At 70.9% G+C, this 23,599-nt stretch carries 22 protein-coding genes; 12 read left to right on the top strand and 10 right to left on the bottom strand.

Annotated elements, in window-relative coordinates; genetic code table 11:
- The first annotated feature begins 68 nt into the window (after window positions 1–68).
- Window positions 69–1,556 carry a methyltransferase domain-containing protein gene (locus ABZ562_RS14715; protein ID WP_361478479.1) on the top strand — a complete coding sequence of 496 codons (1,488 nt, stop codon included), beginning with the start codon at window positions 69–71 and terminating at the stop codon, window positions 1,554–1,556.
- Between the two features lie 75 nt (window positions 1,557–1,631).
- Here the strand turns inward: ABZ562_RS14715 and ABZ562_RS14710 are convergent, their stop codons facing one another.
- From ABZ562_RS14710 to ABZ562_RS14680, 7 genes are all read right to left on the bottom strand, one after another.
- Window positions 1,632–1,895: a hypothetical protein gene (locus ABZ562_RS14710; RefSeq protein WP_361478242.1), complete on the bottom strand. Its 264-nt coding sequence runs from the start codon at window positions 1,893–1,895 to the stop codon at window positions 1,632–1,634.
- On the bottom strand, window positions 1,892–2,257 hold the full coding sequence (locus ABZ562_RS14705) for a hypothetical protein (RefSeq protein WP_361478240.1): 366 nt from the start codon (window positions 2,255–2,257) through the stop codon (window positions 1,892–1,894). Before ABZ562_RS14705 ends, ABZ562_RS14710 begins: the two co-directional genes overlap by 4 nt.
- 134 nt (window positions 2,258–2,391) lie before the next feature.
- Window positions 2,392–2,670, bottom strand: a complete 279-nt coding sequence (locus tag ABZ562_RS14700) for a hypothetical protein (RefSeq protein ID WP_361478237.1) — start codon at window positions 2,668–2,670, stop codon at window positions 2,392–2,394.
- A 46-nt stretch (window positions 2,671–2,716) separates the two neighbouring features.
- Window positions 2,717–3,520, bottom strand: coding sequence for a hypothetical protein (locus ABZ562_RS14695; protein WP_361478234.1), 804 nt, complete (start codon window positions 3,518–3,520; stop codon window positions 2,717–2,719).
- Window positions 3,521–3,795: 275 nt separating this feature from the next.
- Window positions 3,796–5,229 (bottom strand): WGR domain-containing protein, encoded by a 1,434-nt coding sequence (locus ABZ562_RS14690; protein ID WP_361478230.1) that lies wholly within the window; start codon window positions 5,227–5,229, stop codon window positions 3,796–3,798.
- Between the two features lie 80 nt (window positions 5,230–5,309).
- Window positions 5,310–5,561 (bottom strand): DUF397 domain-containing protein, encoded by a 252-nt coding sequence (locus tag ABZ562_RS14685; RefSeq protein WP_361478227.1) that lies wholly within the window; start codon window positions 5,559–5,561, stop codon window positions 5,310–5,312.
- Entirely contained in the window at window positions 5,558–6,376 is an 819-nt protein-coding gene (locus ABZ562_RS14680; RefSeq protein ID WP_361478224.1) for a helix-turn-helix transcriptional regulator, read from the bottom strand. Before ABZ562_RS14680 ends, ABZ562_RS14685 begins: the two co-directional genes overlap by 4 nt.
- A 101-nt stretch (window positions 6,377–6,477) precedes the next feature.
- On the opposite strand from ABZ562_RS14680, the gene ABZ562_RS14675 reads away from it, so the two are divergent.
- Window positions 6,478–6,774 carry a hypothetical protein gene (locus ABZ562_RS14675; RefSeq protein ID WP_361478221.1) on the top strand — a complete coding sequence of 99 codons (297 nt, stop codon included), beginning with the start codon at window positions 6,478–6,480 and terminating at the stop codon, window positions 6,772–6,774.
- Window positions 6,775–6,784: 10 nt separating this feature from the next.
- Window positions 6,785–7,312: a TIGR00730 family Rossman fold protein gene (locus ABZ562_RS14670; RefSeq protein WP_361478218.1), complete on the top strand. Its 528-nt coding sequence runs from the start codon at window positions 6,785–6,787 to the stop codon at window positions 7,310–7,312.
- On the opposite strand, the gene ABZ562_RS14665 is transcribed toward ABZ562_RS14670, so the two are convergent.
- Window positions 7,294–7,914 (bottom strand): SRPBCC family protein, encoded by a 621-nt coding sequence (locus tag ABZ562_RS14665; protein WP_361478215.1) that lies wholly within the window; start codon window positions 7,912–7,914, stop codon window positions 7,294–7,296. The two genes, ABZ562_RS14670 and ABZ562_RS14665, sit on opposite strands and share 19 nt — an antisense overlap.
- Window positions 7,915–8,084: 170 nt before the next feature.
- Here ABZ562_RS14665 and ABZ562_RS14660 point away from each other — a divergent pair, with 170 nt between their 5' ends.
- Window positions 8,085–8,774, top strand: coding sequence for an SDR family oxidoreductase (locus ABZ562_RS14660; RefSeq protein ID WP_361478212.1), 690 nt, complete (start codon window positions 8,085–8,087; stop codon window positions 8,772–8,774).
- A 15-nt stretch (window positions 8,775–8,789) separates the two neighbouring features.
- On the opposite strand, the gene ABZ562_RS14655 is transcribed toward ABZ562_RS14660, so the two are convergent.
- A complete protein-coding gene (locus ABZ562_RS14655; RefSeq protein WP_361478209.1) occupies window positions 8,790–10,061 on the bottom strand; it encodes a PQQ-binding-like beta-propeller repeat protein in 1,272 nt (423 codons plus the stop codon).
- Window positions 10,062–10,131: 70 nt separating this feature from the next.
- Between ABZ562_RS14655 and ABZ562_RS14650 the strand changes: the two genes are divergently transcribed.
- From ABZ562_RS14650 to gatB, 7 genes are all read left to right on the top strand, one after another.
- Window positions 10,132–11,142, top strand: a complete 1,011-nt coding sequence (locus ABZ562_RS14650; protein WP_361478207.1) for a methionine synthase — start codon at window positions 10,132–10,134, stop codon at window positions 11,140–11,142.
- A gap of 26 nt (window positions 11,143–11,168) precedes the next feature.
- Entirely contained in the window at window positions 11,169–13,400 is a 2,232-nt protein-coding gene (gene ligA / locus ABZ562_RS14645) for an NAD-dependent DNA ligase LigA (RefSeq protein ID WP_361478204.1), read from the top strand.
- Between the two features lie 280 nt (window positions 13,401–13,680).
- Window positions 13,681–15,765, top strand: a complete 2,085-nt coding sequence (locus tag ABZ562_RS14640; protein WP_361478202.1) for a bifunctional diguanylate cyclase/phosphodiesterase — start codon at window positions 13,681–13,683, stop codon at window positions 15,763–15,765.
- 185 nt (window positions 15,766–15,950) lie between these two features.
- Complete coding sequence (gatC, locus tag ABZ562_RS14635; protein WP_361478199.1) at window positions 15,951–16,247, top strand: Asp-tRNA(Asn)/Glu-tRNA(Gln) amidotransferase subunit GatC; 297 nt, start codon at window positions 15,951–15,953, stop codon at window positions 16,245–16,247.
- 5 nt (window positions 16,248–16,252) lie between these two features.
- On the top strand, window positions 16,253–17,746 hold the full coding sequence (gene gatA / locus ABZ562_RS14630) for an Asp-tRNA(Asn)/Glu-tRNA(Gln) amidotransferase subunit GatA (RefSeq protein ID WP_361478196.1): 1,494 nt from the start codon (window positions 16,253–16,255) through the stop codon (window positions 17,744–17,746).
- Complete coding sequence (locus ABZ562_RS14625; protein WP_055547413.1) at window positions 17,743–17,982, top strand: hypothetical protein; 240 nt, start codon at window positions 17,743–17,745, stop codon at window positions 17,980–17,982. The genes gatA and ABZ562_RS14625 overlap by 4 nt, the downstream gene beginning before the upstream one ends.
- Before the next feature lie 14 nt (window positions 17,983–17,996).
- Window positions 17,997–19,502 (top strand): Asp-tRNA(Asn)/Glu-tRNA(Gln) amidotransferase subunit GatB, encoded by a 1,506-nt coding sequence (gene gatB, locus ABZ562_RS14620; protein WP_361478193.1) that lies wholly within the window; start codon window positions 17,997–17,999, stop codon window positions 19,500–19,502.
- 216 nt (window positions 19,503–19,718) lie between these two features.
- Here gatB and ABZ562_RS14615 read toward each other — a convergent pair whose 3' ends face one another.
- Complete coding sequence (locus ABZ562_RS14615; RefSeq protein ID WP_361478190.1) at window positions 19,719–21,215, bottom strand: M81 family metallopeptidase; 1,497 nt, start codon at window positions 21,213–21,215, stop codon at window positions 19,719–19,721.
- A gap of 197 nt (window positions 21,216–21,412) precedes the next feature.
- On the opposite strand from ABZ562_RS14615, the gene ABZ562_RS14610 reads away from it, so the two are divergent.
- Window positions 21,413–23,524 (top strand): phosphocholine-specific phospholipase C, encoded by a 2,112-nt coding sequence (locus ABZ562_RS14610; RefSeq protein ID WP_361478187.1) that lies wholly within the window; start codon window positions 21,413–21,415, stop codon window positions 23,522–23,524.
- Window positions 23,525–23,599 lie beyond the last annotated feature (75 nt).

Here is a 23,599-nt window from a genome sequence, read left to right as displayed (position 1 = left end):
AAAAATGGGACTCGCTCATCGACTGGGAAAAGCGATCGGAAAGTGAGGGTACGTTCTTCATTGACCTCCTGCGGGAGCGTGGCGTAAAGACGGTCCTCGATGTGGCCACGGGGACCGGGTTTCATTCGGTACGGCTCCTGGAAGCCGGATTCGAGACCGCGAGCGTCGACGGAAGCGCCGAAATGCTCGCCCAGGCGTTCGACAACGGGCTCAAGCACGGCGAGCACATCCTCCGCGTCGTCCAGGCCGACTGGCGCTGGCTCAACCGCGATGTGCACGGCCAGTACGACGCCATCGTCTGTCTCGGCAATTCCTTCACGCACCTCTTCTCGGAGCGTGACCGGCGCAAGGCCCTCGCCGAGTTCTACGCGATGCTCAAGCACGACGGCATCCTCATCCTGGACCACCGCAACTACGACGCGATGCTCGACAACGGCTTCACCAGCAAGCACGTGTACTACTACTGCGGCGAAGACGTCGCGGTCGAGCCGGAGCACGTCGACGAGGGGCTGTGCCGCATGCGCTACAGCTTCCCCGACGAATCCGTCTACCACCTCAACATGTTTCCGCTCCGCAAGGACTACACGCGGCGGCTCATGCAGGAGGTCGGCTTCCAGCGGATCGAGACGTACGGCGACTTCCAGCACACCTACCGGGAGGAGCGGCCCGACTTCTTCATTCACGTCGCGGAGAAGGAGTACATCGCGACGGACGAGCCGACCCCGGACTATTCCGCGACCGTCGGCACCGCCCGCGCCTACTACAACTCCACGGACGCCGACGAGTTCTACTGGCGCGTCTGGGGCGGCGAGGACATCCACATCGGTCTCTACGACCGGCCCGACGAGCCGATCGCCGAGGCCAGCAGGCGCACCGTGGCCCGCATGGCGAGCCGCCTCGACCTGACCCCGTCCTCCCGCGTCCTCGACCTCGGATCCGGCTTCGGCGGCTCGGCGCGCTATCTCGCCGAGACCTACGGCTGCCGCGTCACCGCGCTCAACCTCAGCGAGGTGGAGAACGAGCGGCACCGCGCGATCAACGCCGAGCGCGGGCTCAGCGAGATCATCGAGGTGGTGGACGGTTCCTTCGAGGCCATCCCGCTGCCGGACAACAGCGTCGATGTCGTCTGGTCCCAGGACGCGTTCCTGCACAGCGGCAGCCGCACCCGTCCCCTGGCGGAGGCCGCCCGCGTCCTGCGCCCCGGCGGCCACCTCATCTTCACCGACCCCATGGCGGCGGACGGCTGCCCGCCCGAGACCCTGCGCCCCATCCTGGACCGCATCCACCTGGACACCATGGGCTCCCCGGACTTCTACCGCCACGAACTGGCCCGCCTCGGCTTCACCGAGGTCGGCGGCGGCTTTGAGGAGCACCGCGACCACCTGATCGCGCACTACGCCCGGGTCCTGGAGGAGACCCGCCGCCAGGAGACAGAGGGCCTGGCGGAGCACGTCAGCGCCGACTACCTCGCCCACATGAAGAAAGGTCTCACCAACTGGGTCGAGGGCGGCAGGAACAACCACGTGACATGGGGAATCTTCCACTTCACCCGGTAGCCCGGTTCATCCGGTAACCGGTACGGCCGGCGGCGGGCCCCCCGCCGCCGGCCGCCTGTGGTTCGATGCCAGTTGTCAGACGGATGTCACGCTGACGATGACAATGCGTTCTCCGCGCACGTTGGTCAGATAGCTCAGCATGATGTGCGTCCCGTCCGCAGCGCTCCCGTACTCGACCCGCAGCCCAGGTGACAGACCTTGGCAGGAAGCCCCTTCCAGGTACACCATGGAGTTGACCACGGCCAGCTCGGCTGCTATTCGCTCAACCTCTGCTCGGACCGGAGGAGCCAGACTCTCGCCGAGATCGTGGGAGATGTATTCCCACGTCCAGTCGCTCACCCGGTCTCCAGCGCTTCGACTTCGCGCTCCGCGACGTGCACGATGGCCCCGATCTCGTGGATTGCCGCTTGCCGCTCCTCCGCGCTATCGCTGGCGTGCAGCACCTGCTCCGCAGCGTGCATGCGAGCTGCGCGCTCCGGGATTCTCTCGATGGCGACGAAGGTGGCCCACCGGCGGTAGAACAAGCGAATAGGCGCGGTGCTGCCATCTTGACCGGCACGGTCGAACGCCTGCTGCATCTCGGCGATCAGCTCCGACAGCTTGCCAGGTGCCAGGCTGGCGACTGCGGCGCGCAGAGCGGGGAGCGTGAGTGCCGGCATCGGCATGATCGGCCCGTCGTGATTCACAGGTTGGCTGCTCATGCGGAAGGCCTCTCCTCGCTCGTCGGACCGCTCCAGCCTACCGGCGCCCTGCGGCTCCAGAGGGCGTCGTCGCAAGGGGACGTCATGATCCTTCCGGGACAGCTGGCCCAGGCACAGCAGAGCGTGTGGGCGGTTCACTCGAGACCTGTTTCCGTGTCGTACGAGCGCGAACCGAATTCCAGGCCTTCAAATGGTGTGGACAGGAGGAACTCTTCGAATCCGTCGATCCCCAATGTGATCCATCTGTTGAGCACCGCAGGCAGGGCTTCGAACCCGGCATTTTCCAACTCCGAGTCGAAAAGGTGCTGCTGGTGTTCCGGCAAGGCACCGCGGAGATCGCGAATGGTGCGTGGCGGATGTGCGCCCTCGTTCGCAGCAGTCGAGGGCGGGGCGCCGCCGTGTGTCGGTGTCATGCGGTCATACCTTTTCCAGGTTGGAGAGCGTTGGTTCACGTCATGGTCAAGCGGCGAGCGGCGCCGGGTCGGCTGCCGCTCTCTCCCGGCAGTCGCGGCACCGTCCCGGACGGGGCGCGCGGAAGACTCGGTCGCAGCCGTCGCAGTCCTGGAAGGGCACCGGGCGGGTCGGCGCCGGGGCGGCGGCAGGCTCCGGCGGTCGCAGGGCGGCCAGGCGGTAGGCGAGCAGCCGCGCCGGACGGCGGTCGATGCGGTCGGGAAGCCCGGAGGTCAGCGCCTCGGCGATCTCGTACGGCCCGACGCCACGGTCCAGCCACTCCGCGACGGCGGGCGCCAGCGCGGCGGTCTCCCGCGCGGACAGGACCAAGCGCCGGTCCCGGTGGCGCAGCGAGCCGAGGACGGCAGCGGCCCGGGGATCGGGCGCGGCGCCCGGCTCCGGCTTCTGCGCCGGCTCCGGCACCTCGGCCGGAGGGACGGACGACGGCGCGTCGCTCTCCGTACGCCCCGGCGCGTCGTACACGAACGTCCGCGTCACGATCCGCCCGCCCGGTCCGCGCTCGACCCTCCGCTCCAGCCAGCCCTCCGCCTCCAACTCGTTGAGCGCGGCGGAGATCCGGGCCCGGCCCTCCTTGAAGTGGGCGCAGAGCGCGTCGATGCGGATGGAGGCGCCGTCGGGCAGCGACAGGATGTACGCGGCGACGCCGACGGTCACCGCACTGCCCGCCCGCTGGGCGAGTCGATTCGAGAGCACCGTGTAATTGGCGGTGTGCCGGGTGCGGATGTGGGTGACGCCGGACGCGGGAGCGTCGGCGCGAGCGCGCACGGGCGCACTAGACTGGGTATCAGCCATCGGGAAGGTCTCGACTTCCTGGTTTGGTCAGGCCCTCGCCTTGGGATGGCAGTCCCGGCGGGGGCCGACGTCGTTGTGAGGTTGTTGCGGCGAGACTAACCCGACTCTTGGCATATTCGCGCCCAAGTCACCCGATGGGGTGATGAGTTGGGCGGGTGGGTGGGTGGGAGTTCTCTACCGGGGTTCTTTGGTAGGGCGCCGCGCCACCGGCTGTCGGCTGCCCGGCGCCTGGCTCCGCCGCACCGGGCGACGGGGGCCCGGCATCCGGTCGTCCGTCAGAGCAGCCGCCGGATGTCACCGCGGACCCGGTAGAAGCCCCCGGCCGCCGCGTGCAGCGTGTCCACGACATAGCGCGCCCCCGGCTCCCGTATCGCGCGCGGGAACTGGACCTTCCAGGACGGGTCGTAGCCCTCGGACACCACGCGCACCCGGACCCGGCCACCGTCCTGGACGCACTCGACGACGACCGACCCGGCCGGGGGCTGGGCGACGGTGGCCACCGATCCCACGGCCGTGGCCGGGGCGTAGGTCGGCAGCGCGGCGGCGAGCTTGACGTCCCGCACCGCCGGGACCGTGCCCTGATGCGCCGCCGAGATGGCCGCCTCACTCGCGTCCACGCACACCAGCGAGCCGTCCGTGGTCACCAGGTACAACCGGTCGTCGCGGTACTGCATCGACAGCGCCGAGCCCCCGCCCGTGCCGAGCTTCCACAGGCGTGTGCCGTCCTGGTCGAAGCAGTAGACGGACGATGCCGAGTCACCGGCGAAGACGAACCGCCCACCGGGCGAGGTGGCGCACGAGTACACCGCGCCGTCGCAGGCATAGGTCGCCTCGATCACGCCGGTCGCCTTCGACAGCCGCTGGACCACGTGGCGCCCGGTCCCCGCGTACACGCTGTCGTCCTCCTGCCAGCCGAACAGAACGCTGCCCGTCGTCTGCCTGTGCCACAGCTCGCCGCCGCCGTCGGGAGCGTAGGCGGTGACGCCCTGTTCGTGGCCGTGGTAGACGGCCCGGCCATCGGCGCGGACCATCCAGCCGCCCCGGCCCACGCTGCGGCGGGCCCACTGGTGCTCGTCCTCGTGGTCGATGACGGTGAGCCGGCCGTCCTGGTCCGAGACGTTGAGGACGCCCTCATGGATGTCCAGCCAGAAGATGTCGATGTCGGCCGCGATGTCGTACGCCGCGAACGGCAGCTTCGAGGACAGGTCGTAGACCTTGCCGTCGTCACAGCCCGCGTAGATCCAGAAGTCGTCGGCGACCAGGCACTTCACCCCGTCCGGCAGGTTGAAGTGGGCGAGGACGCCACCGTCGTGGTCCAGGGTGAAGACATCCCCCGCCTGGTTGCCGACCCAGCACCGGTCGTCATCGACGTGGATGCCGAAGGCCGACGAGCCGGTACGGAACCGCCACAGCACGGGAGCCACGGCACGCGCGGTGGACGGAGCGGAGGTCACCTGGCGCCGGGTCACCCGGCGCGGGGCCCGCTGCCCGGGAACGGCGGGGGCGTACCCCTTGCGGACCTTCTCCCCGAGCTTCTTCGCGGCGGCGGCGTTCGCCTTCTCCGCCGTGGCGAACGTCGATGTCTGCGTCTGCCCGGCGGCGCCGATCCGCCCGTACCGCACCGTCACGGTCAGCCCGTCGACGGCGACCTCGTAGAACTTGTGCGCGCCTTCGCCTTCCTGCGACAGCTCCAGATACGTCGTCGACACGGCAGACCCCTCCTCAGGACGGACCCGCGGCCTTGCCCGCCGGGTCCCACTGCTCAGACCGTAGGAGGGGCCACTGACAATCAGTCCGCGTCGCGCGCGGCGGCGAAGGCGACGAAGGCCGCCCAGGCGGGTGCGGGGACGGTGAGGGCCGGTATCGCGGTGTCCTTGGAGTCGCGGACATGTACGGCGCCGGGGCACGCGGCGACCTCGACGCATGCTTCGCCTTGGGCGCCGCTGTAGCTGGACTTGTGCCATGCGACGGCGATTTCGACGCAGGCTTCGTCCTGTCCGCCGCTGTAGCTGCTCTTGAACCAAACCAGTTCGGTGTTCATTCGTCTCCTGCCAACAATCGCTCGATGAAGGCCACCGATGACTCGGGGTCGAGTGCTTGCGACTGGATCGTGCCATAGCGATGGCTGAGCATGCTCACGTCTTCAAGGTCAGCGAGAAAGTAGCTGCCCTGCTGGCCGGAAACGTAACCAAGCGTGCGGTGGTCTGGCGTCTCCAGCAAGACAAACGGGCCCTCGACGCCAGCGTTTGTCTCGCGGGAGTTCGGCATGATCTGTAGCTGGAGGTTGTGGAGTTCGGTGCACTTCATCAGATGGCGTAACTGGCCCTCCCAGACCTGCTGGCCGCCGGTCATCTTCCGCAGCACGGCCTCTTCCAGGACGAAGACCAGCCTGGGAGCAGGCTTGCGGTGCAGGAGCTGTTGTGTCGCCAGCCGCCTCTGCACGGCGAGCTCAACTCCCTCCTCGTCCAGGCTGGGGCGTACGGACCGGAACACTGCCCGTGCGTAGTCCTCGGTTTGGAGCAACCCGTGCAGGATGTGCGTGGAGTACACCCACAGCGACAAGGCCTCCGCCTGCAACTCGCGGTACTCCTGAGTCCATTCCGGCGGGCCGTCCTGCCACAGCAGCTTCGCCGCTTCGATCAGCAACCCCTGCGCGGCCAGCGCTTCGTCCACCGCCACCACATACGGCGGCTTCGGCACCCGCTCGCCGCGCTCCACCTTGGCGATCATCGACTCCGTATACGGAATCCGCTTCTCCAGGTCCTTCATGGTCCACCCGAGCCGTTCCCGCATCATGCGGGACTGCGCTCCGAAGACCTTCGCGGCCAGTGACGGCTTCTTCTTCCGCTCGGTCAACGCTTCCCTCCCCATCGCACAGATCGCACGGTCGCGAACCCGTCACGCACCGTTACGCCGATTCCGCGACCAGGCTAGACGCGACCCGTGACAGTAGGCACATGTCACACGAAGTCACCTCACCGACCGATCTCCGCTTGCTACCCTGGACGACTGACGACGGCCGCCCGTGCTATCTCTCCACCGACGGCGACGGCCCCGTATCCGCCCTCGCCGACGAGGTCGAGGCCATGCAGCTCTCCACCGGCGACGAACTCCTGGCACACGCTCGGGCGATGCTCGCCGACCCCAAAGTCCCGCTCGGCGAATTCCGCTTCCTCTCCGCTCGCCTCTCCGAGGCCCTGTGCGACGCGATCCGCGTGGCGCGGAGCCGTGAAGGTGCCCGGCCCGGCTCGTAGAGTGACGGGCATGAACATCTGCGTCTTCTGCTCCGCCGCCGACCTCGACGACCGGTACACCACCCCCGCCCGGGAGTTCGCCGAGCTGATCGGCAAGGGTGGGCACACCCTCGTCTGGGGCGGGTCGGACGTCGGGCTGATGAAGGTCATGGCCGATGGGGTGCAGGAGCACGGCGGGCGGCTGGTCGGGATCTCGGTGGAGTTCCTGGCCGACCGGGCCCGGGAGAACGCCGACGAAATGGTGATCGCCAAGGACCTCGCCGAGCGCAAGGCACAGCTCCTCGCCCGCGCCGACGCGGTGGTGATCATGGTGGGCGGGACCGGGACGCTGGACGAGGCGACGGAGATCCTGGAGCTGAAGAAGCACGGGCTGCACATCAAGCCGGTCGTGCTGCTGAACGCGGCGGGGTTCTACGACGGGCTGAAGCAGCAGTTCCAGCGGATGGAAGCGGAAGGCTTCCTGCCGCGTCCTCTCAGCGAGCTGGTGCACTTCGCGGAGAACGGCGTGGAGGCCATGACCTACCTGGAGTCGGTCTGATCCGCTTCGGCGGTGGCCTTCAGGTCGCGTAGCCACTGTTCGAGGCCCCGGCCAAGGGCCTCGGTCGCGGTGGGGACATCGGCTTCGACCTGCTCACCGGTCCATGTCTCCTCGGTGTGCACCCGCACGCCGCCCCTGACCTGGGTGAAGGTCCACAGGTGGACACCCTCGTCGATGCGGAGTCCTTCACCGATCGCAGGTCCCTTCCACAGGATGCAGGAGCCGCGCTGGAGTTGGCGGACGGTCGAGGTGATGCTCAGGGTGGTCTCGGGTGTCGTGGGGGTGGCGGGCGCCGGGGTGGTCCACCGGAACCGCGACCCTTTCCGCAGGGGGCCCGGGTCGAGGCGCTTCATGGTGAGGACGGGGGCCTGCCAGGCGGGCCAGCGCTCCACATCCGTCTGCAGCTTCCAGACGGTGCTGAGCGGCGCCTTGATCACGGTGTCGGTCCGGTGGCGGATCTGCGCTGCGGGGTCGACGCCTTGTCCCCGGCATGTGGACGCACCGCCGGAGGCGGCCTGGGCGGGCGGGGTGGCCATTCCGAGGGCGGCGGCTACCGCGAGCGGGATCGCGAACAAGGTGGCTAACGGGCGGATGCGCGGCATCAGGACCTCCAGAACAGGTTAGGGCTTCTCGTGTTCGTAAGAAGTTCTAACGCAGGGTCGAAGCGAGTGTCAATGGGTTTCGTAAGATCCTCAAACCAAAGCGTGAAGGTCTAGCGTCGCGCCCGGAGGGCGATGCCGTGGGGCCGGAGCCGGTGCGGCAAGCTGGGGGCATGGGAACGCATTTGATCACTGGGGCAGGCTCGGGCATCGGCGCGGCGGTCACCGAGCGGCTGGCCGAGCGGGGCGACGAGCTGTGGCTGCTGGCGCGGGACGCCGGCCGGGCGAAGGAGCTGGCCGGGCGGTTCCCGGGGGTGCGTACGGTCGTCGGTGACCTGGGGGACCCGGAGAAGCTGTCGTGGGCGCTGAGCCACCAGGCGCTGCCCGAGCGGCTGGACTCGCTGCTGCACATCGCGGGCGTGGTCGACCTCGGCGAGATCGGCGAGCTGACGCCCAAGGCGTGGAACCGGCAGCTCGCCGCCAACCTCGTCTCGCCCGCCGAGCTGACCCGGCTGCTCCTGCCGCAGCTCCGGCTGGCGCAGGGCCATGTCGTCTTCGTCAACTCCGGCGCGGGCCTGCGCGCCAACGCCCAGTGGGGCGCGTACGCGGCCAGCAAGCACGGCCTGAAGGCGCTGGCCGACGCGCTGCGCTGGGAGGAGAGCGGCAACGGTGTGCGCGTGACGACCGTCTACCCGGGGCGCACGGCGACGCCGATGCAGGTGAAGGTGCATCAGCAGGAGGGCAAGGAGTACGACGCGGAGCGCTGGATCGCGCCCGAGACCGTGGCGACGACCGTCCTCACCGCCCTCGACCTCCCGCACGACGCGGAGATCACGGACCTCCAGATCCGCCCGCGCGGCTGAGCCCGGAGCCGTCCGTCAGCCGCCGAGGATGGTGACGTCGACGGGGTCGTAGTAGGGGGTGTCGGCATCCCACGCGACGGCCACGACGCCGTCCCGCACCACCCAGGCGTCGAGGGTGTCGACGTAGTCGTGGTGGGCGGGCGCGGGCACGGGGGCGGTGTGCAGCGTCTTCCCGGTCGCCAGGTCAAGGACCAGCAGCCGGGTGGGGCCGGGCTCGGCCCTGTGGTCGCGGTCCTCCTGCGGCTGCTCCACGACGTACACCCGGCCCTCCGTGACCAGCGTCCGCCCGAACCGCCGGTCCTTCGGCGCGTGGTGGGTCCACCGGACGCGTCCGTCCTCCGCGCCGCGTGCCCGCAGTACGTTGTCCCCTCTCCATAGCTTGCCCTCCTTCCCGAACGTCGTCGTCACGACGGTGCCGTCCTGCCCGTCCCAGTCCAGGTCCGGATTGGGCACGGCGCGGATGGTCGGCTTGGCTCCGGAGACGTCGATCACGGCCGCGTGCTTCTCGTCCCTCCAATAGGGCGCGAACACGGTGTGGTCGGTGAGGTCCAGATAACGGAGACCGCCCATCAAGTCGGGATGACGCCAGCGCACCGTGCCGCGCCGGGCGTCGATCCCCAGGACGACGCCTTCGGCGAGGGGTCCACCGCCGCAGGTGGCCTCGACGCCGAAGGCGGTGGGCAGGATGTACCGGACGCTGTCGAGGCGGCAGGACTGGGGAACCTCGGCGGTCCACGACCGCTTGCCGGACTTCAGATCGAACGCGACCAGCTTGTCCTCGGTGTACATCGCGACGACGCCGTTCGCGATCCACAACCCGTCGCCGGATCGGCGCTCCTCGGGGAGATCCTGGTGCCAGCGGCGCTCGCCGGACCGCAGATCGACGGCGACCAGCACGCCGTCGCGATAGCGCAGGAGGGCGGTGCCGTCCGCGACCCGCACCGCCTCGATGCTCTGCCCGTCCCGTTCGTAGTGCCAGTAGGTCTTGCCGGTGCGCAGGTTGCGGGCGGTCAGGCCCTGGGGGGAGCCCTTGTCGTTCTCGTCGGACTCGTGGAAGGAGAGCCCGCCCGCGATCGCCACCGCGTCGTCGACCTTCCGTATGACGCGGCCGGGTGCGGCCGGGGCGCCGGTGCGGAAGGAGGGGTACGCGCCGTGCGGCCCGCTGACCCGTTCCCCGTACGCGTCCGGCCCCCGCGTCAGCCACCAGGTCACCCCGGCGCCGACGGCCAGCACGAGCACGAGTGACAACCCCAGCGACCGGCGCGACCGCCCGTTCGGCATGCCCATGAACCCCCCTGTTCCTGCGGCGTGATCATGACACCTTAGCCAGTGGCGATCACCGCCTACCCTTGCCGGGGTGAGCGAGACGAAGAAACACAGCTGGGGCGCGGGGACCGCGACCGGGGTCGGGTCGATGCCGGGCGGGGACGCGCGGGAGGCCGCGAAAACCGTCACCGGGTCGCTTGAGGCCTTGCCGTATCTGCCGGAGCTGCCCGCGCGGGGGCCCGGGGCGGACATGATCGGGCGGACCGCCGGGATGCTCGTCGAGGTGTACGCGCACGTGGAGCCGAGCGGCTGGCGGATCGGCGACCGGCCGGGGCGGGACACCCGGCGGGCGCGGTCCTGGCTGGGGGAGGACCTGGACGCGCTGGAGGAGTTCGCCCAAGGCCACCGCGGGGCGCTCAAGGTGTCGGCCGTCGGGCCGTGGACGCTGGCGGCGAGCCTGGAGCTGCGGAACGGGGAGGCCGCGCTGAGCGACCCGGGGGCCTGCCGCGATCTGACGGCCTCGCTGGCCGAGGGCGTGCGCGCGCATCTGGCGGAGGTGCGCCGCAGGCTGCCCGGCGCCGAGGTGGTGCTGCAGCTGGACGAGCCGTCGCTGACGGCGGTGCTGACCGGAACCGTCCGTACCGCCAGCGGCTACCGCACCCACGCCGCGGTGGACCGGGGCGTGGTGGAGGGCGGCCTGCGGGATCTGGTGGCGGCGGCCGAGGCGCCGGTGGTGGTGCACTCGTGCGCGCCGGGGGTGCCGTTCGGGCTGCTGCGGCGGTCCGGGGCGAGCGGGATCTCGTTCGATTTCTCGCTGCTCACGGAGCGTGAGGAGGAGGCGATCGGGGAGGCGGTGGAAGGGGGAACGGCGCTGTTCGTCGGCGCCGTACCCGGCATCGACGCCGCGTTGTCGGACCCTGCCGGTAGCGTCGGGGGTGTCAGGACGCTGTGGCGCAGGCTGGGGCTGTCACCGGGGTCTCTCGCGGAGTCCGTGGTGATCACGCCGTCGTGCGGGCTCGCGGGCGCTTCGCCCGCGTACGCGCGCGCCGCGCTGGCCCACTGTGTCCGGGCGGCGAGATCGCTCGCGGACAACCCTGAGTGACAGGCTGAGTGACGGAAGGACGACACGTGGCCGGCGAACAGTCGACGGTGCCCTCAGAGGCACGGGATGAGCACGCCAAGCTCGCTGAGCAGGTCGAGGAGCACCGCTTCCGGTACTACGTGAAGGACGCCCCGATCGTCAGCGACGCGGAGTTCGACAGGCTCCTGCGCAGGCTGGAGGCTCTGGAGGAGGACCATCCCGAGCTGCGGACGCCCGATTCGCCCACCCAGAAGGTCGCGGGGGCGTACGAGACGGAGTTCACGGAGGTCGAGCACCGGGAGAGGATGCTCAGCCTGGACAACGCGTTCGACGACGACGAGCTGGGCACCTGGGCCGACCGCATCGCCAAGGAGCTGGGCACCGGCGCGTACCACTTCCTGTGCGAGCTGAAGGTGGACGGCCTCGCGGTCAACCTCACCTATGAGCACGGGCGGCTGACCCGCGCCGCGACCCGTGGCGACGGGCGCACCGGCGAGGACATCACCCCCAACGTGCGCACCATCGCCAAGATCCCCAACCGGCTGGAGGGCGACCGCGTCCCGGCGCTGGTGGAGGTGCGCGGCGAGGTCTTCCTGCCCAGGAAGGCGTTCGACGAGCTGAACGCGCGGCTGGTGGAGGCGGGCAAGCCGCCGTTCGCCAACCCGAGGAACGCGGCGGCGGGTTCGCTGCGCCAGAAGGACCCGAAGATCACCGCCAGCCGCCCGCTGGACATGGTGGTCCACGGGATCGGCGCGCGCGAGGGCTTCGCCATCGACCGGCTGTCCCAGGCGTACGAGCTGCTGCACGAGTGGGGGCTGCCGACCGCGGCCCACTTCAAGGTCGTGAACACGATCGAGGGCGTGCGCGAGTACATCGCGTACTACGGGGACAACGAGCACCGGCACTCGGTGGAGCACGAGATCGACGGCGCGGTCATCAAGCTGGACGAGATCCCGCTGCAGGGTCGGCTCGGCTCCACCTCCCGGGCGCCGCGCTGGGCGATCGCGTGGAAGTTCCCGCCGGAGGAGGTCAACACCAAGCTGGTCGACATCCGGGTGGGCGTGGGGCGCACGGGGCGGGTGACGCCTTATGCGGTGGTTGAGCCGATCACAGTCGCGGGCTCGGAGGTCGAATTCGCGACACTGCACAACCAGGACGTGGTCAAGGCCAAAGGTGTGCTGATCGGTGACACCGTGGTGCTGCGTAAAGCGGGCGATGTCATTCCGGAAATCCTGGGTCCGGTCGCCGATCTGCGGGACGGCAGCGAGCGCGAATTCGTGATGCCCGCCGAGTGCCCGGAGTGCGGGACCCCGCTGCAGCCCGCCAAGGAGGGCGACGTCGATCTGCGGTGTCCCAACGGCCGGTCCTGCCCGGCGCAGCTGCGCGAGCGGATTTTCTATCTCGCGGGGCGGAAATCCCTGGACATCGAGAACCTCGGTTATGTCGCCGCGGCCGCCCTCACCCAGCCGCTGGAGCCCAGCGAGCCGCCGCTGAGGGACGAGGGCGATCTGTTCGATCTGAAGATCGAACAATTGTTGCCCATCCGCTCGTATGTGATGGATCCGGACAGCGGGCTGCCCAAGCGTGATCCGGAGTCGGGCGAGGAGAAGGTCGTCACCTTCTTCGCCACCCAGAAGGGCGAGGCGAAGAAGAACGCCCTGGCGATGCTGGCCAATATCGAGGCCGCCAAGCAGCGTCCGCTGGCCCGGATCATCACCGGCCTTTCGATCCGTCACGTCGGCCCGGTCGCGGCAGCCGCGCTGGCCCGGGAATTCCGCTCGCTGGACCGGATCGCCGAGGCCGACGAGGAGGAGCTGGCGGCCACCGAGGGCGTCGGCGGAATCATCGCCGCCTCCGTGAAGCAGTGGTTCGCCGTCGACTGGCACCGCGAGATCGTGGAGAAGTGGCGGCGCGCCGGGGTGCGCCTGGAGGAGGAGGCGGGCGAGGACGAGGGTCCGCTGCCGCTCAAGGGGCTGACCGTGGTGGTCACGGGCACGTTGGAATCGCACACCCGGGACGGCGCCAAGGAGGCGCTGCAGAACCGTGGTGCGAAAGTCACCGGCTCTGTTTCGAAAAAGACCGATTTCGTGGTCGTCGGCGACAATCCCGGATCGAAGTACGACAAGGCCATGCAGTTGAAGGTCCCCGTGCTCGATGACGACGGATTTGGCGTCCTCCTCGAACAGGGCCCCGACGCCGCCCGCGAGGTCGCCGTAACACCACCGGAGGAGACCGGGGGAGAGGCGGCGGAAGAGCCGGGAGAGAAGTCCGAGGGGTAGTCAGGTCGCTCACGAGGAGTAGTCCCACCACCCGTACGGCGCAGTAGTCCGGCCATCTTGGGCTCCACAACAGTTCAAAGCTGGCCGGAATACGACTGGGAGCACTTCCCGGGCACAGCCAGCGGGCATCACCCTTACAGCGCATACCAGAAGGTTATGGATCGTCGGGCGGCATTCGGGCAACCGCTGCCGATCGCCGCCCACCATCCCCTTCTGCCGCCTACTGTTGAGGTGTGCGCCTGCCGTGGCGCTGGCACCGCCGGCTGTGAGAGGGACGGGTATGAAACCGACCGAAAGCGCCGCACCGGCGTCGCGGCTGCGCCGGGTTCTGCTGCCCGTGTTGCCCGCCGCCGCGGTCGCCATGGCCGCTTTCGCACTCGGCATCGGAGTATTCCGAGTGCTCGACGCGGGCCATGCGCTCTTTCCCGACGGCACCGTGGGCTGGTCGCTCGCGGTCCTCACCGGAATCATCGTCGGCCATCTGGTCGCCCTCGGCCGGGACCGCTGGTGGGGCGGCACCGGATCGGGCGCCGCGTTAACCCTGGCCGCGCTCCTGCTCTACGGCTGGATGCCCGCCACCCTCGTCAGCCTCGCCGTCGTCGTCCTGGTCGGCGCCGCCCGGCGGCACCGCTGGCGGCAGGCGGCCCTGCACGGCGCGGTCGACATCCTCGGCGTCGGCGCGGCCGCCCTCACCCTCGCCGCCTTCGGCACCACCCCCTCCGTCGAACGGCCCTGGCACACCGACACCTGGCAGGCCTCCGCCGTCCCCCAGACGATCCTGGCCGCCTTCGTCTACCTCACGGTGACCCGCTCCCTGCTGTGGTACTCCCTCGCACCCCCCGGCGCCGGGCTGCCCACCGTCGCCCGCACCGCCCTCCTCCGGCAGGCCCTCGTCGGCATCGCGCTGCTCGGCATCTCCCCGCTCATCGTCGTCGTCGCAGGCGACACCCCGCTGCTGCTCCCGCTGTTCGCGGTGCCGCTCGTCGCCCTCGACTCCACGCTGTGGATCGCCCGGGTGCGGGCCGAGGAGCAGCTGCGCGACCCGCTCACCGGGCTGCCCAACCGCCAGTGGCTGCTGGAGCGCACCTGGACCGCGCTGGACGAGGCCGAGCGGGCCGGGGCCCGCACCGCGCTCGTCCTGCTGGACCTCGACCGCTTCCGCTCGGTCAACGACACCCTCGGCCATCTGGCGGGCGACCGGCTGCTGCTCCAGATCGCCGAGCGGCTGCGGCTGGCGCTGCCCCGCGGCGCCGAGGTGGCGCGGCTCGGCGGCGACGAGTTCGCCGTCCTGCTGCCCACCACCGACTCGCTCACCAGCGCCCAGCGCAGCGCCCGCGTCCTCGTCGGCGACCTCGGCTCGCCGCTCGACCTGGACGGGCTGACCCTGGTGCTGGAGGCCAGCGCCGGGGTCGCCGTCTACCCCGACCACGCCCTCGACGCCGAGGGGCTGCTGCGCCGCGCGGACGTCGCCATGTACCAGGCCAAGCGGGACCGCAGCGGCGTCGAGCTGTACGAGGCGCGGCGCGACGGCAACACCCCCGACCGGCTCGGCCTGCTGGGCGATCTGCGGCGCGCCCTGGACGCGGGCGACGTCGAGCTGCACTACCAGCCCAAGGTCGGCTTCGACGGCCATGTCGCCGGGCTGGAGGCGCTGGTCCGCTGGGTGCACCCGGACCGGGGGAAGGTGCCGCCGGACGAGTTCATCGCCATGGCCGAGAGCTCCGGGCTGATGCCCCGGCTCACCGAATACGTCCTGGAGACCGCGCTCGGCCAGGTCGCGCGCTGGCGCGCCGACGGCCTCGAGGTGCCGGTCGCCGTCAACGTCTCGCCGCGCGATGTGCACACCCCCGGCTTCGCCGGTGCCGTCGCCGGGCGGCTCGCCCGGCACGGGGTCCCGGCCGGGGCGCTCCAGCTGGAGATAACGGAGCACGTGCTGCTGGAGGACCCGCAGCGGGCCGCCGACACCCTCGCCGGGCTCACCGGGCACGGGGTGAAGATGTCCCTGGACGACTTCGGCACCGGGTATTCCTCCCTCGTCCATCTGCGGCGGCTGCCGGTGAGCGAGCTGAAGATCGACCGTTCGTTCGTGGCCCGGCTCGCCGTGGACAACGAGGACGCGGAGATCGTGCGCTGCACCGTCGACCTCGCGCATTCGCTGGGGCTGCTGGTCGTCGCCGAGGGCGTCGAGGACGACGAGACCTGGGAGCGGCTGCGGGATCTCGGCTGCGACGCGGTGCAGGGCTGGCTGGTGGCCGCGGCGATGCCGCCCGACGAGACGACGGCGTGGCTGCGGGCCCGGGGCGAGAGCGGCTGGCGCCGCGAGGAGCGGACCCCGGCCCCCGCCGAAGAGGACGCGGTGACGTAGCTGATTGTGGGCAATCGTCCCGCTGGGCGGGACGGGTGGGCACAACCCACCCACCGGCCCGCACCCGGCGACGAAACCCACCGGGCTGAGAGCGGCACCGCAAGGCGGCGTTTCGCGCCGAGTGTGGGGGGCGCCATAGGATTGGGGCCGGAATAACACTTCACACTCACCCTGAGGATCGCTGCATGCCTGGCATCACGCGCGAGGAGGTTGCCCACCTCGCACGGCTGGCGCGTCTGGAGCTGAAGGCCGAAGAGCTGGATCACTTCGCCGGACAGCTGGACGACATCATCGGCGCGGTGGCCCGCGTCTCCGAGGTCGCCGATCAAGACGTACCGCCGACCTCCCACCCGCTGCCCCTGACCAACGTCATGCGGCCGGACGAGGTCCGTCCGTCGCTGACCCCGAGCGAGGCGCTGTCCGGCGCCCCGGCCCAGGAGCAGCAGCGTTTCAAGGTGCCGCAGATCCTGGGGGAGGACTGACCCGCATGACCGATCTGATCAGGCTCACCGCGGCGGAGATCGCCGCCAAGGTCGCTTCCGGCGAGCTGACCGCCGTCGAGGTCACCGAAGCCCATCTGGCCCGTATCGAGGCCGTCGACGAGAAGGTGCACGCCTTCCTGCACGTGGACCGCGAGGGCGCCCTCGCGCAGGCCCGCGCCGTCGACGAGAAGCGGGCGCGCGGCGAGGAGCTGGGCCCGCTGGCCGGGGTTCCGCTCGCGCTCAAGGACATCTTCACCACCAAGGGGATCCCGACCACCGTCGGCTCCAAGATCCTCGAAGGGTGGATCCCGCCGTACGACGCGACGCTGACCCAGCGGCTGCGCGACGCGGACGTGATCGTCCTCGGCAAGACCAACATGGACGAGTTCGCCATGGGGTCCTCCACCGAGAACAGCGCGTACGGGCCCACCGGCAACCCGTGGGACCTCACCCGCATCCCCGGCGGCTCCGGAGGCGGCTCCTCCGCCTCCCTGGCGTCCTTCCAGGCGCCGCTGGCCATCGGCACCGACACCGGCGGCTCCATCCGCCAGCCGGCCGCCGTCACCGGCACGGTCGGCGTCAAGCCGACGTACGGGGCGGTCTCCCGGTACGGCATGGTCGCCTTCTCGTCCTCGCTGGACCAGGGCGGCCCCTGCGCCCGCACCGTGCTGGACGCGGCGCTGCTGCACGAGGTGATCGCCGGGCACGACCCGCTCGACTCGACCTCCATCGACGCCCCGGTCCCGGCGGTCGTCGAGGCCGCCCGCAACGGCAGCGTGCGCGGCATGCGCGTCGGCGTGGTCAAGGAGTTCGCGGGCGAGGGCTACCAGGCCGGCGTCATGCAGCGCTTCGAGGAGTCGGTGGAGCTGCTGCGCGAGCTGGGCGCCGAGATCGTGGAGATCTCCTGCCCGTCGTTCGACAAGGCCCTGGCGGCGTACTACCTGATCGCGCCGTCGGAGTGCTCGTCCAACCTGGCCCGCTTCGACGCCATGCGCTACGGCCTGCGGTCGGGCGACGACGGCACCAAGTCCGCCGAGGAGGTCACCGCGCTCACCCGTGCGGAGGGCTTCGGCGCGGAGGTCAAGCGCCGGATCATGCTCGGTACGTACGCGCTCAGCTCCGGCTACTACGACGCGTACTACGGCTCGGCGCAGAAGGTCCGCACGCTGATCACCCGGGACTTCGAGAAGGCGTTCGAGCAGGTCGACGTGCTGGTCTCGCCGACCACCCCGACCACCGCCTTCCCGATCGGCGAGCGCGCCGACGACCCGATGGCGATGTATCTCGCCGACCTGTGCACGATTCCCGCGAACCTGGCGGGGAACGCGGCCATGTCACTGCCCTGCGGTCTGGCGCCGGAGGACGGTCTGCCGGTCGGACTGCAGATCATCGCTCCCGCCATGGCCGATGACCGGCTCTACCGGGTCGGTGCCGCGGTCGAGGCCGCGCTCACCGAACGCTGGGGCCACCCGCTGCTTGAGGAGGCACCGTCGCTATGAGTGCGATTCAGAAGGCCAAGGGCTTCAAGAAGTCCAAGCCCGGCACCTACGTGTCCATCGCGACCTCGCTGTTCGGCGCGGTCAGCGTGATCAAGCAGGCCAAGAAGGCCCGCTTCGAGAACGACAAGCTGCAGCTGGCCGACGCGCTGGTGTCCGCCGCCGCCATCGCCACCGGCGTCGCCCTGCTCGTCCGCGAGCTGAAGCGCCTGGGCGACGACGACGTCCTCGCGGGTTGAGAGGTTAGTTTTCCGTGACCGTCACTGAACTGGTGTCGTACGAGGACGCCCTGGCCGCCTACGAGCCCGTGATGGGGCTCGAGGTCCATGTCGAACTCGGCACCAAGACCAAGATGTTCTGCGGGTGTTCCACCACCCTGGGCGCCGAGCCCAACGCGCAGACCTGCCCCACCTGCCTCGGCCTGCCCGGCTCGCTGCCCGTCGTCAACGCGACCGGCGTCGAGTCGGCCATCAAGATCGGTCTCGCGCTGAACTGCGAGATCGCCGAATGGTGCCGCTTCGCCCGGAAGAACTACTTCTATCCGGACATGCCGAAGAACTTCCAGACCTCGCAGTACGACGAGCCGATCGCCTTCAACGGCTATCTGGACGTCGAGGTCGACGGTGAGATCTTCCGCGTCGAGATCGAGCGCGCCCACATGGAGGAGGACACCGGCAAGTCCACCCACGTGGGTGGCGCGACCGGCCGCATCCACGGCGCCTCGCACTCCCTCCTGGACTACAACCGGGCCGGGATCCCGCTCATCGAGATCGTCACCAAGCCGATCGTCGGAGCCGGGGAGAAGGCCCCCGAGGTCGCCCGGGCGTACGTCGCCGAACTGCGCGAACTCATCAAGGCGCTCGGGGTCTCCGAGGCGCGCATGGAGATGGGCCAGATGCGGTGCGACGTGAACCTGTCGCTGCGGCCGCACGGCGCCGAGAAGTTCGGCACCCGCTCCGAGACGAAGAACGTCAACTCGCTGCGGTCCGTCGAGCGCGCCGCCCGCTTCGAGATCCAGCGCCACGCCGCGGTGCTGGGCGACGGCGGGACGATCATCCAGGAGACCCGTCACTTCCACGAGGAGGACGGCTCCACGACGTCCGGCCGGGTCAAGGAAGAGGCCGAGGACTACCGGTACTTCCCCGAGCCGGACCTGGTGCCGGTCGCTCCCTCGCGCGAGTGGGTCGAGAAGCTGCGGGCCGGCCTCCCCGAGCTGCCACGGGTGCGGCGCACCCGGCTGCGGGAGGAATGGGGCATCTCGCACCACGAGATGCAGTCCGTCCTCAACGCGGGCGCCATCGACCTCATCACCGCGACGATCGACGCGGGCGCGGACGCCGGTGCCGCGCGCAAGTGGTGGATGGGCGAGCTGGCCCGCCGGGCCAACGAGGAGGGCGTCGAGCCGGCCGCCCTCCCCATCACCCCGGCCCAGGTCGCCCGGGTCTGCGCCCTGGTCGACGAGGGCTCCCTCAACGACAAGCTGGCCCGCCAGACCATCGAGGGCGTGCTGGCGGGCGAGGGCTCCCCGGACGAGGTCGTGGCCGCTCGCGGCCTGAAGGTCGTCTCGGACGAGGGCGCGCTGGGCACGGCCGTGGACGAGGCGATCGCCGCGAACGCCGCCATCGCGGACAAGATCCGCGGCGGCAAGGTCGCGGCGGCCGGTGCGCTGGTCGGTGCCGTCATGAAGGCCACGCGTGGCCAGGCGGACGCGGCGCGGGTGCGCGAGCTGATCCTGGAGAAGCTGGGCGTGGAGGGCTGACGCTTTCCGCTGGATGCGGTGTCGGCGGCGGGGCGCGCGCTGTGCGCCCCGCCGCCGTCGTGTGCGCGGCCCGCGCCGCGGGGCCCCGGGCGGGGGCTCCGCCCCACACCCCCGCCCGCTCCTCAACGCCGGAGGGGCTGGATATGTGACCTGGTGGTGGGCGATCGTTCCTCCCCCAGCTACCGCTGGGAGGTGCCCCTGGCGGAACGGGTGGGGCTACAGCAGCACCGGGGTCAGGTCCGGCTCCGGCATCTCCTCGTCGAAGGGGTACAGCGGCCGCACCACCCGGCGGTGGCCCAGCCGCAGCAGGTCCTGGTCCACCCCGCCCGGGGACAGGGCGAGCCGCCAGTCCGCCGCCATCTCGTACAGCTCCGGCTCCAGGTAGCCGATCTTCACCACGACCAGGTCGTACGTCCGCGGGTCCAGCTCCCCGAAGTCGGCCGGCCGATGGAACGGCTTGCGGCGGCTGGTGAGGATCACGGTGACCCCGCCGCGCCGCACCGCCGCGAGGTCGCCGCCGACCTCGTCTCCGGGGCGGAGCGCGACCACCTCGCCGGTCAGTTCGTACGGGCCGCCGTGCGCCGTGGCACCGCTGATGTGTCCGCCGACCGAGAGCGAGACCGTCGCGCCCACCCCCGCGGCGAAGCAGCGCGCGACCGCCGCCGGGTCGGTGATGCCGGGGTGGAGGGCGGTGGCGCGGCCGGAGGCGAGGTCGTCGTGGGCGAGTAGCCGGCCGAGCAGGTACGCGAGGTCGCCCGCGCCGCCCGCGGTCGGGTTGTCGCCGGAGTCGCTGATGAGGAAGGGGCGGTCGGGGGAGGCGAGGGCGTCGGCGATGCACGCGTCGGCGCTGCCGGTGGGGCCGGCGAAGGTGAAGTCGCGGCGCACCTCCCAGTATTCGCGGGCCAGCGACCGCGCCTGGTCGACGACGAGCGCGGGGTCGTCGCCGGTGACGACCACCGTGGCCCGGCAGCGCGGTTCGTCGGCCCAGGCGTAGCCGACCCAGATCGCCGCGTCCACGACACCGTCCAGCGCCTCGACGGCGGCGAGCCGCCCGTAGAGCGACGCGGCGGGCTCCAGGCGGGTGCTGGTCTTCTCGCCGGGCAGCAGCACCGGGATCTGGACCCAGGCGATGTGGGGGCGGCCCTTGCCGGAGGTGAGGCGTTCGACGAGTTTGCGCGCGGCGCGTTCACGCGTTTCCCAGGCGTCCTCGTGCGGGGCGAGCCGGTGCGCGGTGAGCAGGTCGAGGCGGTCGGCGAAGCGGCGTGAGACGTTGCCGTGCAGATCCATGGCGGCGGAGATCAGCGCGTCGGGTCCGATGGCCTCCCGTACCGCGTCGGTGAGATCGCCCTCGGCGTCGTCCATGCCGACGACGCTCATCGCGCCGTGGATGTCGTACACCAGCCCGTCGAGGGGACCGGCCGCCCGGATGCGGTCGGTGAGTTCGGCCTTGAGGCGGGCGTACGTCGCGGGCTCGACGGGCCCGCCGGGGAGCGAGACGGCGTGCACGAGGGGCACCCATTCGACGCGTTCGGAGAGGTCGCCGTCCGGATGGGTCCAGCCGTAGCGGCCCAGCAGGTCGTCGCCACGGGTGACCCGGAAGTCGTCGTAGCCGGCGCGGTGGGGGCTGAAGGTGCTGGATTCGATGTGCATGCCGCCGATGCCGATCCGCAGGCGACGGCGCGGAGAGGGGGCATGGGAGGCGGAGGCTGCCATGGTGTCTCGCTTTCGGCGTTCGGATGGCGCCCACGGTATGCGCTCGGCCGGTTGAGCGCGCGGAGCGACGATCTCGCGTGGGAGCCCCGGCCGCTTCCCTCCCGCTCCCGGCCGCCGCTCCGTAACGCCGCGGACGTGCACCGGCCATCTGCTCTCACTAGCTTCCCGTGGGGACGCTCACGGACAGGGAGGCACAGGTGGCATCGGACATCGCACGCCGGAAGCTGGTCGCACTCGGTGCCGGCGCGACGGGGGCGGTCGCGGCGGGCTCGCTGCTGCCGCCGTCGCTCCAGGCCGCCCTCGCCGCGCAGCCCGCCCCGCCGCCCGGCGGTCTCGACGCCATCGAGCATGTGGTGCTGCTGATGCAGGAGAACCGTTCCTTCGATCACTACTTCGGCACGCTCCGGGGCGTCCGCGGCTACGCCGACCCGGGCGCCGTCACCCTGCCCGGCGGGCGATCCGTCTTCGCGCAGCCGAAGCCGGGCGGCGGCCACGTCCTGCCGTTCGGGGCGCGGGAGGCGGCCGAGGCGCAGCGCGAGGACCTGCGTTTCGTGGGCCAGCTCGACCACTCCTGGGACGGCGGCGCGAAGGCCTGGAACGGCGGCTGGATGGACAACTGGATCGCCGCCAAGTCCCCGGCCACCATGGTCCACTTCGACCGTGCGGACATCCCGTTCCACTACGAGCTGGCGGACACGTTCACCATCTGCGACGCGTACCACTCCGCCATCCACTCCTCCACCAGCCCCAACCGCAACTACTGGGTCAGCGGCACCACCGGCTACGAACCGGGCGGACAGCGGGCGGTCGGCAACGACGCGTACGAGGAGGACAGCCACCCCGGCTACGACTGGACCACCACCCCCGAGGTGCTGGAGCGGGCCGGGGTGAGCTGGCAGGTCTACCAGGAGTGGGACAACTTCCAGGACAACAACATCGAGTTCTACCGGCCGTTCAAGGACGTCGCCCGCAAGGCGCTGGCCGGGCTGGGCTTCACCGGCACGAACGCGTTCTACACCGCGGTGCGGGAAGCGTCCGGCGCCGAGCGGCGGCGGCTTCTCGACGGGCTGGAAGCGGGTCTGGCCAAGCTCGGCGACGAGGAGCGGCGGCTGTTCGAGCGGGGCTTGCGCCGGGCCCCGGAGGGCGGCTTCGAGGAGGCGTTCCGCGCCGACGTGGCGGCCGGGCGGCTGCCCGCGGTGTCGTACCTGGTGCCGTCCCCGCTCGACTCAGAGCACCCCGACGTCTCCACCCCCGCGCACAGCGCGACCGTCACGTACGCGGTCCTGGACGCGCTCGCCGCCCACCCCGAGGTGTGGCGCAAGACCGCGGTCTTCCTCACCTACGACGAGAACGACGGCTTCTTCGACCACGTGGTGCCGCCCAACCCGCCCGCCGACGTGGCCGAGGAGTGGTGGCAGGGGCGGCCGCTGGGTCTGGGGATGCGGGTGCCGATGCTGGTGATCTCGCCGTGGACGGTCGGCGGCTACGTCTGCTCCGAGCTGTTCGACCACACCTCCGCCACCCGCTTCCTGGAGAAGTGGCTGGGCATCGAGGTGCCGAACGTCTCCGCCTGGCGCCGTACCGTATGCGGCGACCTGACCGGCGCCTTCGCCTTCGGCGCCGCCGCCGCTCCGCGGACGCTGCGCCACCCGGGGCCGCCCCCGGCGGACCGCGACCACTGGACGCCGCGGCCGCCCGCCGACCAGCGGATGCCGCGGCAGGAGGAGGGCACGCGTCCGGCCCGCCCGCTGCCGTATCAGCCGGAGGTGTCCGGCGTCTTCGAGCCGCGGGCGGGGGTCATGCGGCTGGCGCTCGCCAACGCCGGGGTGCGCAGCGCGCACATCATCCTCTTCCCGTACGCGGGCGAGTACGAGGCGCCCCAGCACCGCGACCTGGCCCCCGGCACCCTGTCCACCTGGGACGTCCCCGTGCGGGACGGGGGTTACGACCTCGTCGTCACGGGGCCGAACGGCTTCCGCCGGGAGTTCCGGGGCACGGCCGACGGCGCCGCCGCCGGGCTGCGGGTGCGCGGCGGCATCGACGCCCGCCGACGGCAGCTCACGCTCACCATCACCAACAAGGGGGAGCGCGCGATCGAGGTCACCGTGCGCCCGCGAGCCTATGTGGCCGACGCGGACGCGCGGCAGCGGACGGTGAGCGTGCGCGCGGGCTCGACCCGGGCCGTGGAGTTCTCGGCGAAGGAGGGTCACGGCTGGTACGACCTGGTGCTGACGGCGAAGGGCGACTCCTCCTTCCACCGCCGCCTCACCGGGCACATCGAGAACGGGCGCCCCTCGGTCAGCGGTTGAGCCCAGGGCTACCGGAGGCGTTTGCTCCGGATGTGGGGAAGCCCACAAAGGGGACAAAGGATCTTTTCCGGCTGA

Source organism: Streptomyces sp. NPDC019937 (assembly GCF_040631655.1).
In the GTDB taxonomy this organism is placed as follows: domain Bacteria; phylum Actinomycetota; class Actinomycetes; order Streptomycetales; family Streptomycetaceae; genus Streptomyces.
The sequence above is the reverse complement of the archived record's forward strand: the minus strand, read 5'-3'. Positions and strand labels throughout refer to the sequence as shown.

Bases quoted from the DNA above. Each gene is read 5' to 3' on its own strand.
- ABZ562_RS14705 (WP_361478240.1), bottom strand. From the start codon at position 2,257: ATGAGCAGCCAACCTGTGAATCACGACGGGCCGATCATGCCGATGCCG.
- ABZ562_RS14700 (WP_361478237.1), bottom strand. From the start codon at position 2,670: ATGACACCGACACACGGCGGCGCCCCGCCCTCGACTGCTGCGAACGAG.
- ABZ562_RS14695 (WP_361478234.1), bottom strand. From the start codon at position 3,520: ATGGCTGATACCCAGTCTAGTGCGCCCGTGCGCGCTCGCGCCGACGCT.
- ABZ562_RS14685 (WP_361478227.1), bottom strand. From the start codon at position 5,561: ATGAACACCGAACTGGTTTGGTTCAAGAGCAGCTACAGCGGCGGACAG.
- ABZ562_RS14675 (WP_361478221.1), top strand. From the start codon at position 6,478: ATGTCACACGAAGTCACCTCACCGACCGATCTCCGCTTGCTACCCTGG.
- ABZ562_RS14670 (WP_361478218.1), top strand. From the start codon at position 6,785: ATGAACATCTGCGTCTTCTGCTCCGCCGCCGACCTCGACGACCGGTAC.
- ABZ562_RS14665 (WP_361478215.1), bottom strand. From the start codon at position 7,914: ATGCCGCGCATCCGCCCGTTAGCCACCTTGTTCGCGATCCCGCTCGCG.
- ABZ562_RS14660 (WP_361478212.1), top strand. From the start codon at position 8,085: ATGGGAACGCATTTGATCACTGGGGCAGGCTCGGGCATCGGCGCGGCG.
- ABZ562_RS14655 (WP_361478209.1), bottom strand. From the start codon at position 10,061: ATGGGCATGCCGAACGGGCGGTCGCGCCGGTCGCTGGGGTTGTCACTC.
- ABZ562_RS14640 (WP_361478202.1), top strand. From the start codon at position 13,681: ATGAAACCGACCGAAAGCGCCGCACCGGCGTCGCGGCTGCGCCGGGTT.
- gatC (WP_361478199.1), top strand. From the start codon at position 15,951: ATGCCTGGCATCACGCGCGAGGAGGTTGCCCACCTCGCACGGCTGGCG.
- gatA (WP_361478196.1), top strand. From the start codon at position 16,253: ATGACCGATCTGATCAGGCTCACCGCGGCGGAGATCGCCGCCAAGGTC.
- ABZ562_RS14625 (WP_055547413.1), top strand. From the start codon at position 17,743: ATGAGTGCGATTCAGAAGGCCAAGGGCTTCAAGAAGTCCAAGCCCGGC.
- ABZ562_RS14615 (WP_361478190.1), bottom strand. From the start codon at position 21,215: ATGGCAGCCTCCGCCTCCCATGCCCCCTCTCCGCGCCGTCGCCTGCGG.